Raw genomic sequence first — 13,667 nt, forward strand, 5'->3', positions numbered from 1 at the left:
GGAAGTAGGAGGGCTGTTCCGGGGTGCGGCCGCGCTGGGCTGCCCGGCTGGGGTAGTTGATGTGCACCGCGATGACCTTGCGGGCCGCGGCCAGGGTGTGGTCGGTGACCTGTTCCAAGTATTACTCCTCATCGAGTACGAAATCGTATATGAAAATACTGCATGATGCCCGGAGGCCTGTCAAGGTTGTAAAAGCCTTGACTATTTCCCATGGCCGGAGATACCGTCGCTAGAGCAACCAGTCCCCATCTACTCCAGACGAGGAAGTCAGGACATGAAAGATCTCCAAGACCAAGTAGCAATTGTCACCGGCGCCGGACAGGGCATCGGGCGAGGTATCGCCCTCACGCTTGCAGCGCATGGCGCAAAAGTCGTCGTCACAGACATTGATGAGGCCAGGGCCAAGTCCACTGCTGATGAAATCGAAGCCGCAGGCGGGGCCGCGCTGGCTGTTCAGCAGAACGTAGCGGACCTTGAATCTACGGAACAGGTGCAAGAGAAGGCCATAGCCCGCTTCGGCAAGCTGGACATACTGGTGAACAACGCAGGCGTAGCGATGCAGAAGCCATTTGATGAAGTCACCGAGAAGGACTGGGACTTCATAAATGACATCAACAGCAAGGCCCTGTTTTTTGCATGCCAGACGGCGGGCAAGCACTTCCAGGCACAAAAATCAGGCAAGATCGTCAATGTAGCCTCCTTTGTGGGGAAGCAGGCGATCGTAGATTACGCCCCCTATAACGCCTCTAAGTTCTCGGTCGTCGGGATTACTCAGACCCTCGCGCTGGAGCTCGGACCCTACGGGGTCAACGTCAACGCGGTTTGCCCCGGCGTGGTCAAGACTCCCATGTGGGAGGCGCTTCCGCCTGAGCAGTGGACCATGCAGGAAGAGAAAATCCCGCTTCGCCGCGGCCAGACCGCGGAGGATATTGGCGAGGCCGTTGCTTTCTTGGCGTCCGAACGGGCGCGCAGTATCACTGGGGCGAGCTTGCCCGTAACTGGTGGATTGGCCATGTGGTAGCAGATGAGCAAACTCTTTGAACCGTTCACGCTGCGTGGAATGACTCTCAAGAACCGGGTCGCCATGTCGCCGATGCTCATGTACATGGCGGGGGATGACGGTATCGTGACTGATCGGCACTTCGTCCACTACGGCGCACGGATCCTTGGCGGGGTGGGTCTTGTGATGACCGAGGTCGTCGCCGTTGAGCCGCGTGGCCGCATCAGTCGCCAGGATCTGGGTCTCTGGACAGATGGCCAAATTGAAGGAATGCGCCGCCTGACAGGCTTTGCGCACGACTGCGGAACGCAGATAGGCGTCCAGCTTGCACATGCCGGCCGTAAGTCTGCGTCGCAGGGCACCACTGTGGGTCCGTCCAGCCTCGCTTACGGCGAGTTTCCCGTCCCCCACGCACTTTCGGTCGATGAGCTGCAGGAGATCGTCAGCTCATACCGCGATGCTGCGGTCCGTGCCGACCAGGCGGGTTTTGATTGCCTTGAGATTCATGCAGGACATGGGTACCTTCTCCATGAGTTCCTTTCCCCGATCGCCAATCAAAGGGCGGATGAGTACGGCGGATCCGCGGCCGGCAGGGCGAAGTTGGCACTCGACGTTGTCGCTGCCGTCCGTGCAGTCTGGCCAGAGGATAAGCCCGTCATGGTACGGGTCTCTGCTGAAGACGGTGTCGAGGGCGGAATTACGCTGGAAGAGACCGACGATCTGGTCAAGCAGTTCATCAGCCTTGGCGTCGATCTTGTCGATGCGTCCAGCGGCAACATTACGCCCGGCTATTCCGGCAGTATCTACCCCGGGTACCAGGCCAAATATTCACGCCGGATCCGGGAAGCATGCGGAATCCCGACGGGTGCCGTGGGCTCCATCAGCACGCCGGAGGTCGCTGAAATGGTCATCTCGTCCGGAAGTGCCGACCTTGTTTTCCTGGGCCGGGCGCTCCTGCGCGATCCGTTCTGGACGCTCAACGCGGCGAAGGCTGCAGGAGCCGAGTTGGACCTACCGATACCTACCTACGCCCGGGCAACCGGACCTTACCAACGCGGTTTCTAGTCCGCGCTTTGCAGATCAAACAACACAATTAGCATTCAGGAGTATCAATGTCAGGAAGACTTGAGGGCAAGGTCGCTCTTATCACCGGCGCAACGGGCGGTCAGGGATCGGAAGAGGTCAAACTTTTCGCCGAGGAAGGCGCCAAGGTAGTAATCGCGGATATTTCCAAGGAGCGCGTGGATGCCCTTGCTGATGAAATTCAGGCCGACGGCGGCGAGGCTTTGCCGCTGGTGCTCGATATTTCCAAGGAGGACGCCTGGGAGGCCGCCATCGCAGCAATCGATGAGCGTTTCGGACGCCTTGACGTTCTCGTCAACAATGGGGGTGTCATCAGCCTGGCCGGGATTGAATCCTCTGAACTTGACGAATGGAACTGGATCCTGTCTGTCAATCAGACGGGAACATGGCTGGGTATGAAACATTCGGTCGCGCTGATGCGGCGGAGCGGGCAAGGAGGGTCGATCATCAACCTGTCCTCTATTTACGGAGTGGTTGGGAGCGGGGACTGCGCTGCCTATACGGGCACTAAAGGGGCTGTCCGACTCCTGACCAAAACGGCAGCCGTCGAGTTCGCCAAGGACAATATCCGAGTCAATTCGATCCTTCCGGGCCTGATCGACACGCCCATGACCAAGGCGGTCCTGGAGGAGTTTGGAAATCAGCACCCCGATATTGTGCGGACGCCCCTGGGGCGCGCCGGCAAGCCACGGGAAATCGCCTACGGTGCGCTCTTTCTAGCCAGCGACGAATCTTCGTTCGTCACCGGAACGGATCTGCTCATCGACGGCGGGCGAACGGCAAACTAAGAAGCGGGCTGCCGGCCGGTGACGGGGCAGCCTACCTTTTACAGGAAATGGAAGGACCTGGAATGGCATTTACGGTGGTTTTCTTGACTCGGCGGAAACCTGGATTGACTCTGGAGCAGTTCAGGGAGCACTACTTGACGACTCACTTCGAGTTGGCATCTCGGGTCCCGGGCCTAGTGTCCTACCGGCAACAGCCGGTACGCCACGACGGCGCTCCCCTTATGGAGGAAATCGGACCTGTCTACGACGCCGTGTCGGAATATAGCTTTGCCAGCGACGCTGATGCCCGGGCGGCCTTCACATCGCCAGAGTGGATTGCGTTGAATGAGGACACGGGAGGGTTCATCGACTGGCCCACAGTTGTGACTCTTCCAGTTGAGGATGCCCATGTATACGGTGGAGCAGTCCGGTGACTGGATAAGACCGGCACCATACTGGCCTTGACGAGGGGCGGGAGGCATGGACCTCCCGCCGTCTCTTTCCTCGGCAGGGGGTCTGACAAGTTGATGGTGGTGGCATTCCGCACGTGGATGTCTGGGGCGGTCGAAGCTAATGAAGCGTGGCGAAGCAGGCCCGGGGCAATCCGTCTCTCTACGCCGAAGCCGTGGCCGAAATGTCATGTACTGTCTGGCTCTCGTCAGCAGGCAGGGCTGGTGCCTCGGCGCGGCTGGCATCGAAGATCGCTGCGAGAAGACCCGGAAACGGGACTCGAGATCATCTTGGCGAAGAGAGTTGAAGATCGAAGTACCCCGGTACTTCTGCCAGATCACACCAGCCTCACGCAGCACCCGGAAATGGTGGGTTGCCGTGGACTTCGCGACCGGGAGATCGAAATAAAGACAGGCGCGGTCGCCCACACACTCAGATAATCGGCGTGTCACCGACCGACGCACCGGGTCAGGGAGCGCGGCGAGTATGGCGTCCAGTCGGAGCTCGCTGCGGTCCGGGTGGGGGAGCGTGCGCACATTAGGTCCTTCGGGGATACGACGCGCTCGACGTCGGCCCCCTGGCCGAGGGGTGGCGTTTCCAGCGTGACCTGCCCGCATACACCCGCCCCTACCTGGGCGAGAGTTGGAAAGCGGTCGCCCTCGGTGGCGATTTCAACCCCGGCCCTGGATACCCTGTCTCTCGCGGCCAGCTTGCAGCAGCCCTCTCCGAGGTCAAGCACTACCGCGACCTGTGACCTGCACCTTCGGAGGAGAGAGTTCATGAGCACTATCGGCTTCATCGGCAGCGGCGCGATCGGCAGCGCACTGGCCCGACTATCGGCACAGGCCGGCTATGACGTCATCATCAGCAACTCCCGGGGACCAGCGACCCTCGCGGATCTCGTCGCCGATCTGGGGCCCCGGGCACGAGCGGCCACCCCGGCCGAGGCTGCTCGAAAAGGAGATCTCATCGTAGTCGCGGTGCAGTTCAAGCACCTGACAAGCTGCCCGCCGAAGCGCTCATCGGCAAAACAGTCGTCGACACGACGAATTATTACTCCGAGCTAGACGGCCCCTCCCCGAGCTTGACGACCGATCGACGACCAGTAGCGAACTCGTTCAGGCCCACGTCCCCGGCGCCCACGTCGTAAAGGCCCTCAACAATCTCGATTCCGTCCGCCTACCCCGGGCTGCTCGCCCTGCCGATTCTCCTGAGCGCAGCACCGTGGCGATCACAGGTGACGACCAGGACGCCAAGACCCAGGTAGCCCGGTTCGTGCACGCGATCGGCTACGACACCCTCGACATCGGCCCCCTGACCAACGGCTGGCGCCACGAGGCCGGGACTCCCGTCAACATGCTTCCCTACGCCACCTCAGCCCCCGCAAGCGTTAAGGCGGAAGAGTTCGAGGAGTGGCTCCACACGGCTCCCACTGTGAGGGTAACCGCCGACCGGGTCCGCGACCTGACCGATGCTACTACTCGCACCGGTCGCGTGGGTGGGACGTCCTCTGACTGGCGAGGAGTCCTCGTGGCCGACCCTGCTCATCCCTGACCGCTCCAAGCCGGACCCTCGGGCCTGTCTCCCGAGCCGAGGAGACGCATCATCTCGCCGAAGCCGGGGAACAGGGGTGGCGTGCATCTGGGCGCCCGCCGCGCGGACCGTCTGGCCGCCGCCCCTATCTACGCCGACCTGCGGGGTAGTTCCGCCAGATTGATGCGGTGAGTGAAGTGCTCTCGGTTGTTGACGTGGCGCAAGCCTTGCCTCTGACAGTTTTTGGGCTCCCTACCAGATCGCGACATTTTGCCACCGCGAGAAGAGCGTCGATCTCCGCAGCAAGTCACATCTGAAATAGGAGGTCACAGCTGGGTTCGTTCGCGTAGATGAACCTGGAAGAATCCCGCGAGAAGCCACATGTCCTCACCGACAGTGATGTGGCCGGAATTCGCCGGGTCTACACCGAACAGGCCGGGGACCTTGACCTGTTCGAGGACACCGCAACCCGCTGGGCAGCCCAGAGCAATCTCACCGCCCAACAGCGCACAGGGCTTGAGACCCTCGATAGCAACCTCATCCAGTTGCGGCAACTCAACACGTCCGTTCAGGAACTGGCTGACTACCTTGAAACACGAACCCTCGACCGTGTCCTCGCAACCCCCGACATCGAACTAGGCCTGCATGCTCCTGGCCCATGTGAGAGACGAACGCCCAACCACAACGAACTGACCTACCCGCCGCACGTCCGCACTGTCGCACCGGCCCCGACCGTGTCCAGGTAAGCGTGACTTTTCCGAACGTTGGTCCTCAGTCCTGAACAAAGCCACAAAACGTTAGCGCCGGATCCTGTTCCATTGTTCGTGACGGGCCTATTCGGCGCTGAAGTCATTCATCAAGTTACCCAAGGATGGGGCCGGGCAAGAGATCACTACTACGGCCGCAGCCTTCGAGGACATGCACTTGGCGCGCTCACTCAACTTGAAGGCGATCGCCCGTGCTCATAGTTCGGGGCTGCAATCACCTGAGGTCACGTTCCGGAGCCGCGTCTTCCTGGAGACATTCGCAAAGTCGGTCAGTGAATGGCACGACCATTCGTCTCTCCACTTTGGACTTCGAAACCTCCTGAGAATCGCAACGTGGCGTCCGATCAACTTTAATCGCACCAGGCTGCAACCCTCAAGGGAGCGTCTGCCGGCGCGACTTCGAGCGCCGGCAGACGCGCTGGGTCAGGCCAGGCCGATCTGTTGGCTGAACGAATACTGGTCCCAGAATACGTATTCCTCATTCATGGTTCCTTGCCGGTTGAAGACCCCGACGGTGAGCATGTTCATCGCGAAGGACTTGCCCGTTGGCGGGATGAAGCCTCCGTTCCCGTCTGGCATGGGCTCACTGAAGGTGCCCGTGAACGTGCCGACGACCGCGACCAGGTTGTTCTTTGCCACCCGGAGCGGGTGGGAAACGACCTTGAGGTCGGGCGCCCAGACGAAGAGCCCCTTCGAGTCCTCGATGTGCTGGTCCAGCCCGTCGGTGTGGTGGCCATCGGGCCAGTGCACGCGGACGTCGGGTGCGTGACTCTCCCCGAAGCGTTCCCACCGTTGGTTGCTGAAGACCTCGAAGTCCGCCTCGTCGAACGTCTTCAGGTTTGCGTATTCCTCGGGGGTCAGGTTCGCGGGGAGCGGCTGCCCCTGACCGGTCTCGGCCGGATTGCCCATGATCATTCGGTACACGTCGTCCGATCCCTCGGCGGGAGTCGCGCCTGCTTGCACGGCGGTGATTCCGAGCATGCTTACGGCAGCGCCAGCCTGGATCGTTGTTGGTTCGGACATTGGTCTCCTTCGGGGTGAATGTTTGATCGTCACTACTACTTGGGATGCTACTATCCTTATGACAGTAGTTACCTAGGAGAAAGCGCAGGGCCATGATCGCCGACACAAAACGCGTCAGTCCGGAGGTGCGCCCCGAGGACGCCTGCCCTATTGATGCGGTGGTTGACATGGTGTTTAGCCGCTGGACTGCACCGATCCTATGGACGCTCCACGAGTACGGACGGCAACGATTTATGGAGCTGCAGCGGCGAATCACCACTATCTCGCCCAAAGTCTTGACGCAGCGACTGCGGCAACTGGAGCGCGACGGGCTCGTGGTGCGGACCTACCATGCCGAAGTTCCCCCGCGTGTGGAGTACGAGATCAGCGATCTGGAACGCAGCCTGGGACCCATCTTCGCCAGCCTCGTCAACTGGTCAGAAACCAATATGCGCGACGTCGAACAGGCGCGCGAGCAGTTCGACACCCATGCAGCAAGTCGCCGAGTCGTTTGATGCGTCGCCCCTGAACGCCGGGCCTGTTGCGCTTCGCCGACCATAAACCCCACGAGGGCCGATCGATTCCGGCCCATCCAGGTCTTCTTGTAGACGGCCCCCGCCCTGGCACATCCGGCCGATCCGGCCATTCGCGATGCGTTTCCCACTCACCCTGCCGCTGCGCGACAAAGCCGGTCCGGAGGCCCTTCTGTTCTGGACGAACGGACAGGTCAACACCATGGTGTTCGGTGAGCGTGTCCGGGAGTCGTGGTGGACGACAAGGATGACCTCGAGCCGGATGACGCACCCCCCGACGCCTAGCGCGCACGCGCTGGCGCGGGTTCCGAATTGACCACTTGCGGCGCCTCTCGATGACCTTCCTAAGTCGGGTCTTCCTCAACCAAGCAATGCGTCGGCGTCGACTGTGATGCCAGCAGCTTTGAGCTCACCGAGGATGCGCGACTTCCAAGCCCCGGCAGCATCGAGTGGGTAGTACGCGACACCTGAGATATCGGAGGGAAGGTCAAGTCCATCCTCGTGGAGGATCGCGACTCTTCGTCTGCCGAGGGTTCCCATCGCGTAGCCAAGTTCCAGGACCACGTTCTGCCTTGCGCGCGGCCGATCGTGCTCGCCATCCTCGTTGAGCCGTCCGAGGTCGTCCTCTGTCATGAGACGTGGAACACAGGGACACGCGCTCCTGGATGAGCCGGCGTATGGGCACTGACCTTGAACGGTTCGACATCGATGCGATTGACGTTGACGACATCAGAGGTAAGGACCGTCTGCTAACCAGAGAAATCGCGCGACGGATCTATACGGCAACCGATGATGACGGTGAGCCCACCCTCCGGACGCAGAGGGCCTGTGCAGACGACTACTGAAATTTAGAACCGCAACCTTCGGCATGCGAGCCGGTGGAGATATTTACAGAACCCGTATCACTTCACTCAACCAAACGAGTTCAAGGATTGGCGGATGCAGCCGGTCTGCTCGCTCGCCCTTACAATACATGATTTGATGGTGGCCATGTCGAAATTTTCCCTGGCTCCCGTGCACGCCCTGCTGGTGATCAAGAACTGTGCGAGTTGTGCTTTGATCACGTTTGATCTTGCCATGGTCGATGGAACCGCGCACCCGACGACAAGGCGACGTGGCCCGGCCTGCGCGAGGGATTGCCCAGGACGGGCCTCCCGAAAATCAACCAGCTCGAAACCATTCACCGACGACGTCATCGAGGCTGCCGCGAGCATCCTGGTCATCGGCAACTAATGACAAAGAGCGCCCACAGAAAACCGCCAAAGTGCGCCGGCGCCCACAAATAAGCGGAGTGCATGGGTCTGAAAATAAGAGGGGCGGCCCTGGACTTCAATGTCCGGGGCCGCCTCCATATCTATTGGTGATCTGCGAGTGGACTCATTGGTTTGAGCCCTTAGGACGCCACCGTGAATCGCTCATTCTCGTGCTTGGGGGTGCTGATTTCATCGACAAAGGCCAGCGCGTAGTCGGCCCCGGAAATCGTCGACTTTCCGTCAGAATTTGTGAGTACCGTGTCCTTGCCCGTCTTGTAACCGCCCAGGCGTGGACCCTCAAAGGCCGCACCAAATTGAGCAGGGGGGCTCAGATAGAACCACTGCGCCGTGCTTGTGTTCGAACGCAGCGCCTCAAGGGCCGCTGCGTGTGCGGTGGCATTTGGCTTGAACGCTTCGGGGAACGTGGGTTGTTCAACCAATGTTCCTTCGCCGGTGGCGACCAGGAGAGTACCCGCGCCGCCGACGACGGCAAGCCTCGCGCCGGCCCTTTCCGCAGCTTCTAGGAGGTGCGGAACGGATGCGGCGAGGCTCTCGCCGTCGTCGCTTCTGGACGGCACAGCTGCGACGATTACATCGGCACCGTTGGCTACTTCGTTGACCAGGGGCGCGCTGTGGATGGATCCGCTTTTCCATTGCACGCCGGATTCCGCCGAGCTTTTGTCTGGCGTGCTCCGAGAAATGGCAGTGACGGAGAAACCTCTGGAGACAAGCTCATGAAGGATGTGGCTTCCGGCATAGCCGGTTGCCCCGAAAACGACTGCGTTGGACATAGGTGGACTCTTCTCTGTTGGGGATGTCATGGATCGTGCGATGACAAGCGTTAGTGGTAGGTTGCGCCTTTGTATTGGCGCGTCCAGTAGTCGATTTCTTCGCCGAGTTCGTGGGCGGCGCGGAGCGCGAAGTGGGGGTCCCTTATCATTTCTCGGCCGAGCATAACCGCGTCGGCGCGTCCCGAAGCTACGATTGCCTCTGCTTGGGATGAGGTGGTGATCAGTCCAACGGCGTTGACGGGAACGTCACCGTGTTTGCTGATGTGCTCGCCGAGTTGGACCTGGTAACCGGGTTCCACGGAGATGAAGATTCCGTTCAGGATTCCGCCGCTGGAGATGTCGAAGAAGTCCGCGCCGGCGTCTTTGGCCCAGGCGGCTACCTTGGCGTTCTGGCTTTCGTCCCAGCCGCCCGCGGTCCAGTCGGTTCCGGAGAATCGGACGAACAGGGCGAGGCCCTCGCCGATCCGTTCGCGTACCTCCTTGACGATTCGTAGTAGGAGGCGGGCACGGTTTTCCAGGCTGCCGCCGTATTCGTCGGTGCGGAGGTTGCTCAGGGGGGAGAGGAACTGGTGGATCAGGTAGCCGTGCGCGGCGTGGATTTCGATGACATTGAAGCCCGCCTCCTTGGAGCGCAGGGCGGCGCTGGCGAAGTCTTCAACGACTTTGTCGATTCCGGCTACGTCGAGTTCGGTGGGTATGTCGAATCCTGGGTAGGCGACCGGCGAGGGGGCAAAGGTCCGCCATCCGCCCTCTGACTCTGGTTTGGTAGTGCCGCATTTCTCGGTGAAGAGTTTGTAATCTGAGGCTTTTCGTCCCGCGTGGGATATCTGGATGCCGGCGGATGCGCCCTGGGAATGGATGAACTTCACGATTCGGGTCCAGGCGTCGCGTTGTTTATCGTTCCAGATCCCGGTGTCTTCGCTGGTGATGCGCCCTTCGGGGCTGACGGCGGTGGCTTCGGCAAAGATCAATCCGGCTCCGCCGGCCGCGGTCTGGCCAAGGTTGACGAGATGCCAGTCATGGGGGATCCCGTCGTGTTCGTCGACGGAGTACTGGCACATCGGAGAGACCCAGATACGGTTACGAATGGTGGTTTCCCTGATGGTCAGGGGCCGGAACAAAGCTGAATTCGGCACGAAATTTCTCTCTTCGTTGAGGGGCTGACGTTCCCTTGCGGACGCCCATCGAGTATGGAGGCATCAACCGCCGCTCAGGCCTGCTGGCCAGTGTTGGGGCAGCTGGTTGATAGCTGACCATTCAGCACCTGCCCCGTTTGGTGTAAACACGCACTACCGCGTTGCTGAGGCGCAGATCCCTGTGATGGCTACATTCCATTAGAGACATTCGGGCGTATATTGTCAAGCCTTTTACTAGTTTAGTCCCGGTGGCTCACCCAGGCCTGCTGGCCAGCGGTGTTCAGCTTCTCCAGTAGGTAGATGAATGTCTGCAATTCGTCCGGAGTGAACGGCGAGGCCCACTCCCGCTCCCGGGCATTGTGGTGGAGGAATGCCTTCTCGAAGGACTGCTTGCCCGCCGGCGTCAGCTTCAAGAGCACCCCGCGGCGGTCAGTCGGGTCTGGAGTTCTGGCCATCAGTCCGGACGCTTCGAGGGTGTTGGTCAAGCTGGAAACAGCGGCCCGGCTCATGCCTGCGAGCTTGGCGGCTTTCTTCGATTCGAGTGATCCGGACACCCATACCGTAAACAGGAGCCGGAAGGCTCCCCAACTCCAGCCAGCGGGCCGATGGACAGTCGACTCCAGGTCATAAACAAGTGCATTGGTCACGCGGTGTAGCAAGAGCACCATCTCCATGGCGCCGGGATCCACGCTGGGCAGTCGACGCTGAGTCACCTTTATGGCGACGTCCGAGAACGACAAAAAGTCCCGGTGGGAAACGTCCGGAACTTCGGCCTGGCCCGGAACTTCAGCGGGACCAACCTCGGGCTTCGCCTCGGTTGCTGGGTCGGTTGAAGACGTCTTCATCTTGCTCCATTCGGTGCTTGCTGGTTCCGTCTAGCATCGACGACAGACTCTTGATGGTCAAACATTTGACGGATTCAAGTCTACCTAGGCGGTTGGCGCTGTCTCTGTGCGTGCGGTCCTGACTGGAGTCAGCGCCTTGCCCGACAAGCAGAACAAATTGCCTCTAGCGAGATCTGCTTTGGTGGTCTAGAGTCCTCTCTATAGAAGAAGTAAAGACTTTTACTACTTTGTTAGTTGTGCAGCGTTGCACTGGTCTCAGTCCGGTGCGCACTGCCTGGAAAGTGAGGTCAATGATGACTACTGAAGTACAGACCCCTGTTCCGTCGTGGGGGCGTTCGAATGATTTTGTGCCCGTGGCTGATGTGCCGACCGGGGTGGATGAATTTCAGCTTGCTGATCGCTTGGCGATCCTTGACGCGATGGGCCGCTATTCCTGGGCATACGACGAGCGACAGGTGGTCGCGTTGGGGAATTCGTTTACCGAGGACGCGGTTTGGGAGGGTTCAGTCGCGGGTGAATTCGCGATCGAGCCAATCAGGGGGCGGGATTCGATCTCGTCCTGGCTTCAGGATCACATGGCAAACCAGCCTGACCAACGCCGGCATAACATGACCAACCATGTGTTCGCCGCCCAGAACCGGGAGTCCGCTGAGGTCATTGCGTATCTACTGCTGACCTCTGCCAGCAGTGGTCAGGTCAAGGTTGTGACAACGGGTTTCTATCGGGTCAAGCTCATCAAGGATGCTTCCGGCGCGTGGCTCATCAGCTACATGTTCGGTGGCTTTGATACACCGTTCTAGCGGCTTCGAGGTACTGAAGTGATTCTGCTGCACGCCTGTCATTCCGGACGATATTTGGCGTTCGGAATACGCGCCTCTGGTTCGACCGAGCTGGCTTCGGTGCACCCAAAATTTGTTAGTGAGCCGTGAAAGGTACCCAATGGATACGATTTCTTTCCCGCCGGGCTCGGCGGCCGACGCGCTGCGGATCGAGCGCCTGTCCAAGACTTTTGCCGGGCAGAAGGCCCTGGATGATGTTTCTTTTTCTGTGCCGCGGGGAAAGATTACCGCTCTCTTGGGGATGAACGGCTCTGGTAAATCAACCTTGATCAAAGTTCTTGCAGGGGTATATCAGCCGGATCCTGGCGCCGGTCTTGTCGTGGGGGACGAGGAGGTTTCGCTCCCGTTGACGCCTGAGACGGCCCACCGGCGCGGGTTGCGTTTCCTGCACCAGGACGTTGGTTTGGTGGACAGCCTGTCAATAGCGGACAACTTCGCTTTTGTAGACAGGTTCCGCGCACCGGGTGTCCTGGGACCGATTAATCATCGCATGCAATACGAGCATGTCGCTGCGACGCTGGCCAAGTTCGGCGTGTCGAAGCATCCCTCGACGTTGGTAGGCGAGCTGAATCCCACGCTCCGGACAATGATCGGATTGGCCCGGGCATTCCAGGACGAGGAAGAGGCCGGGCTGAAGGCCTTTGCCCGCAATGTTGTGGTGCTGGATGAACCCACGGCGTCGTTGCCGGCGAGTGAGGTCGATACGATACTGACTTCCCTCGAGGAGCTGAAGGCAAATGGCGGGACGGTGATTTATGTCAGCCACCGGACAGAGGAAGTCAAGCGCATCGCTGACCAGCTCGTAATCCTGCGGGACGGAAAGTTGGTGGCCGATGAGCCCACCGCAGATCTGAGCGTTGATGACATCGTGACCCGTGTTGTGGGTAAGCGGCTGGAGAAGGCGCGCATTCCACGCTCGTCCGAGCGTGAGGGGAGTGTCGTGCTCTCGGCTCAGGGCATATCCGGCCCCAGGTTGCGCGAGGTGGATTTCCACGTCCGCTCCGGGGAGATAGTCGGGGTGGCAGGCCTTGTGGGATGCGGCCGGAGCGAGCTGATCCGGGTCCTGGCCGGCGCCCAGGCGCCGGCGGCGGGGACCATGCTCCTTCAGGGCGAGTCGTATTCACCCAACACACCCGCTGATGCGATCGTCGCCGGAATTGCTTGCGTCCCTCAAGAGCGCCGACGTGAGGGCATTGTTCTGCCGATGACGGTGAAAGAAAACATCACCTTGGGACGGCTGCGTTCCTTCACTGCGAACGGCACGCTCCGGGGGAAGAAGGAAACGACCGGTGCTAGCGACCTCATGGACCGGTTCAGTGTCAAGCCCAATGACCTGTCACGGATCATTGGGCTGCTCTCAGGGGGCAATCAGCAAAAGGTTGTTGTGGCAAGGGCGGCCGGATACGGCGGTGTTGTGTTGCTTCTGGACGAACCCACCCAAGGGGTTGATGCCCTCGCGAAGCAGGAAATCGCCAATATTGTTCGCAAACTCGCTGCAGACGGACTGGCTGTCGTCTTGGCTTCCACCGACTTTGAGGAGTTCGTCGGCCTGTGCGACCGCGTGGTGATTCTGGACCGGGGGAGAGTAGTCGCCACCGCCGAAGGCGATGAGATCAACGAAGAACATCTGGCGCTGCTCTGCGCACGGACCGAAAAGGCAGCATGAAC

16 protein-coding genes are annotated in these 13,667 nt (G+C 60.3%); 11 read left to right on the forward strand and 5 right to left on the reverse strand.

Annotation, left to right across the window (positions count from 1 at the left end):
* Window positions 1-274: 274 nt before the first annotated feature.
* The 7 genes from AB0N24_RS25590 to AB0N24_RS25620 all read left to right on the forward strand — a co-directional run bounded on the left by AB0N24_RS25590 (window position 275) and on the right by AB0N24_RS25620 (window position 5,579).
* Complete coding sequence (locus tag AB0N24_RS25590) at window positions 275-1,021, forward strand: SDR family NAD(P)-dependent oxidoreductase (RefSeq protein ID WP_364130857.1); 747 nt, start codon at window positions 275-277, stop codon at window positions 1,019-1,021.
* Window positions 1,022-1,024: 3 nt separating this feature from the next.
* Window positions 1,025-2,065, forward strand: coding sequence for an NADH:flavin oxidoreductase/NADH oxidase (locus AB0N24_RS25595; RefSeq protein WP_364130860.1), 1,041 nt, complete (start codon window positions 1,025-1,027; stop codon window positions 2,063-2,065).
* A gap of 47 nt (window positions 2,066-2,112) precedes the next feature.
* Complete coding sequence (locus AB0N24_RS25600) at window positions 2,113-2,871, forward strand: glucose 1-dehydrogenase (RefSeq protein WP_364130863.1); 759 nt, start codon at window positions 2,113-2,115, stop codon at window positions 2,869-2,871.
* 62 nt (window positions 2,872-2,933) lie between these two features.
* The gene (locus tag AB0N24_RS25605) at window positions 2,934-3,284 is read left to right on the forward strand and encodes an EthD domain-containing protein (protein WP_364130866.1); all 351 of its coding nucleotides are present in this window, start codon (window positions 2,934-2,936) and stop codon (window positions 3,282-3,284) included.
* 795 nt (window positions 3,285-4,079) lie between these two features.
* Window positions 4,080-4,367: an NAD(P)-binding domain-containing protein gene (locus tag AB0N24_RS25610; protein ID WP_364130869.1), complete on the forward strand. Its 288-nt coding sequence runs from the start codon at window positions 4,080-4,082 to the stop codon at window positions 4,365-4,367.
* A 157-nt stretch (window positions 4,368-4,524) separates the two neighbouring features.
* The gene (locus AB0N24_RS25615; RefSeq protein ID WP_364130872.1) at window positions 4,525-4,854 is read left to right on the forward strand and encodes a hypothetical protein; all 330 of its coding nucleotides are present in this window, start codon (window positions 4,525-4,527) and stop codon (window positions 4,852-4,854) included.
* Window positions 4,855-5,183: 329 nt separating this feature from the next.
* Window positions 5,184-5,579, forward strand: a complete 396-nt coding sequence (locus tag AB0N24_RS25620) for a hypothetical protein (protein WP_364130875.1) — start codon at window positions 5,184-5,186, stop codon at window positions 5,577-5,579.
* 444 nt (window positions 5,580-6,023) lie between these two features.
* Here the strand turns inward: AB0N24_RS25620 and AB0N24_RS25625 are convergent, their stop codons facing one another.
* Entirely contained in the window at window positions 6,024-6,623 is a 600-nt protein-coding gene (locus AB0N24_RS25625) for an ester cyclase (RefSeq protein ID WP_364130878.1), read from the reverse strand.
* Window positions 6,624-6,715: 92 nt separating this feature from the next.
* Between AB0N24_RS25625 and AB0N24_RS25630 the strand changes: the two genes are divergently transcribed.
* Entirely contained in the window at window positions 6,716-7,117 is a 402-nt protein-coding gene (locus AB0N24_RS25630; RefSeq protein WP_364130881.1) for a helix-turn-helix domain-containing protein, read from the forward strand.
* Window positions 7,118-7,495: 378 nt separating this feature from the next.
* Here AB0N24_RS25630 and AB0N24_RS25635 read toward each other — a convergent pair whose 3' ends face one another.
* Window positions 7,496-7,768, reverse strand: coding sequence for a TIR domain-containing protein (locus tag AB0N24_RS25635; protein ID WP_364130884.1), 273 nt, complete (start codon window positions 7,766-7,768; stop codon window positions 7,496-7,498).
* 306 nt (window positions 7,769-8,074) lie between these two features.
* Between AB0N24_RS25635 and AB0N24_RS25640 the strand changes: the two genes are divergently transcribed.
* Window positions 8,075-8,368, forward strand: coding sequence for a hypothetical protein (locus AB0N24_RS25640; protein WP_364130887.1), 294 nt, complete (start codon window positions 8,075-8,077; stop codon window positions 8,366-8,368).
* A gap of 160 nt (window positions 8,369-8,528) precedes the next feature.
* On the opposite strand, the gene AB0N24_RS25645 is transcribed toward AB0N24_RS25640, so the two are convergent.
* The 3 genes from AB0N24_RS25645 to AB0N24_RS25655 all read right to left on the reverse strand — a co-directional run bounded on the left by AB0N24_RS25645 (window position 8,529) and on the right by AB0N24_RS25655 (window position 11,160).
* Entirely contained in the window at window positions 8,529-9,179 is a 651-nt protein-coding gene (locus AB0N24_RS25645; RefSeq protein WP_364130890.1) for an NAD(P)H-binding protein, read from the reverse strand.
* Window positions 9,180-9,229: 50 nt separating this feature from the next.
* On the reverse strand, window positions 9,230-10,315 hold the full coding sequence (locus AB0N24_RS25650; RefSeq protein ID WP_364130893.1) for an NADH:flavin oxidoreductase/NADH oxidase: 1,086 nt from the start codon (window positions 10,313-10,315) through the stop codon (window positions 9,230-9,232).
* 239 nt (window positions 10,316-10,554) lie between these two features.
* Entirely contained in the window at window positions 10,555-11,160 is a 606-nt protein-coding gene (locus AB0N24_RS25655; protein ID WP_364130896.1) for a MarR family transcriptional regulator, read from the reverse strand.
* A gap of 290 nt (window positions 11,161-11,450) precedes the next feature.
* Between AB0N24_RS25655 and AB0N24_RS25660 the strand changes: the two genes are divergently transcribed.
* Together AB0N24_RS25660 and AB0N24_RS25665 are read left to right on the forward strand one after the other, a co-directional pair.
* Window positions 11,451-11,960, forward strand: a complete 510-nt coding sequence (locus AB0N24_RS25660) for a nuclear transport factor 2 family protein (protein ID WP_364130899.1) — start codon at window positions 11,451-11,453, stop codon at window positions 11,958-11,960.
* A 139-nt stretch (window positions 11,961-12,099) separates the two neighbouring features.
* Entirely contained in the window at window positions 12,100-13,665 is a 1,566-nt protein-coding gene (locus AB0N24_RS25665; RefSeq protein WP_364130902.1) for a sugar ABC transporter ATP-binding protein, read from the forward strand.
* Window positions 13,666-13,667 lie beyond the last annotated feature (2 nt).

The sequence above is a fragment of the Arthrobacter sp. NPDC093128 genome (genome assembly GCF_040683875.1).
In the GTDB taxonomy this organism is placed as follows: domain Bacteria; phylum Actinomycetota; class Actinomycetes; order Actinomycetales; family Micrococcaceae; genus Arthrobacter.

Bases quoted from the DNA above. Each gene is read 5' to 3' on its own strand.
- AB0N24_RS25610 (WP_364130869.1), top strand. From the start codon at position 4,080: ATGAGCACTATCGGCTTCATCGGCAGCGGCGCGATCGGCAGCGCACTG.
- AB0N24_RS25645 (WP_364130890.1), bottom strand. From the start codon at position 9,179: ATGTCCAACGCAGTCGTTTTCGGGGCAACCGGCTATGCCGGAAGCCAC.
- AB0N24_RS25595 (WP_364130860.1), top strand. From the start codon at position 1,025: ATGAGCAAACTCTTTGAACCGTTCACGCTGCGTGGAATGACTCTCAAG.
- AB0N24_RS25605 (WP_364130866.1), top strand. From the start codon at position 2,934: ATGGCATTTACGGTGGTTTTCTTGACTCGGCGGAAACCTGGATTGACT.
- AB0N24_RS25655 (WP_364130896.1), bottom strand. From the start codon at position 11,160: ATGAAGACGTCTTCAACCGACCCAGCAACCGAGGCGAAGCCCGAGGTT.
- AB0N24_RS25625 (WP_364130878.1), bottom strand. From the start codon at position 6,623: ATGTCCGAACCAACAACGATCCAGGCTGGCGCTGCCGTAAGCATGCTC.
- AB0N24_RS25665 (WP_364130902.1), top strand. From the start codon at position 12,100: ATGGATACGATTTCTTTCCCGCCGGGCTCGGCGGCCGACGCGCTGCGG.
- AB0N24_RS25590 (WP_364130857.1), top strand. From the start codon at position 275: ATGAAAGATCTCCAAGACCAAGTAGCAATTGTCACCGGCGCCGGACAG.
- AB0N24_RS25660 (WP_364130899.1), top strand. From the start codon at position 11,451: ATGATGACTACTGAAGTACAGACCCCTGTTCCGTCGTGGGGGCGTTCG.
- AB0N24_RS25630 (WP_364130881.1), top strand. From the start codon at position 6,716: ATGATCGCCGACACAAAACGCGTCAGTCCGGAGGTGCGCCCCGAGGAC.
- AB0N24_RS25620 (WP_364130875.1), top strand. From the start codon at position 5,184: ATGAACCTGGAAGAATCCCGCGAGAAGCCACATGTCCTCACCGACAGT.
- AB0N24_RS25640 (WP_364130887.1), top strand. From the start codon at position 8,075: ATGCAGCCGGTCTGCTCGCTCGCCCTTACAATACATGATTTGATGGTG.
- AB0N24_RS25635 (WP_364130884.1), bottom strand. From the start codon at position 7,768: ATGACAGAGGACGACCTCGGACGGCTCAACGAGGATGGCGAGCACGAT.
- AB0N24_RS25600 (WP_364130863.1), top strand. From the start codon at position 2,113: ATGTCAGGAAGACTTGAGGGCAAGGTCGCTCTTATCACCGGCGCAACG.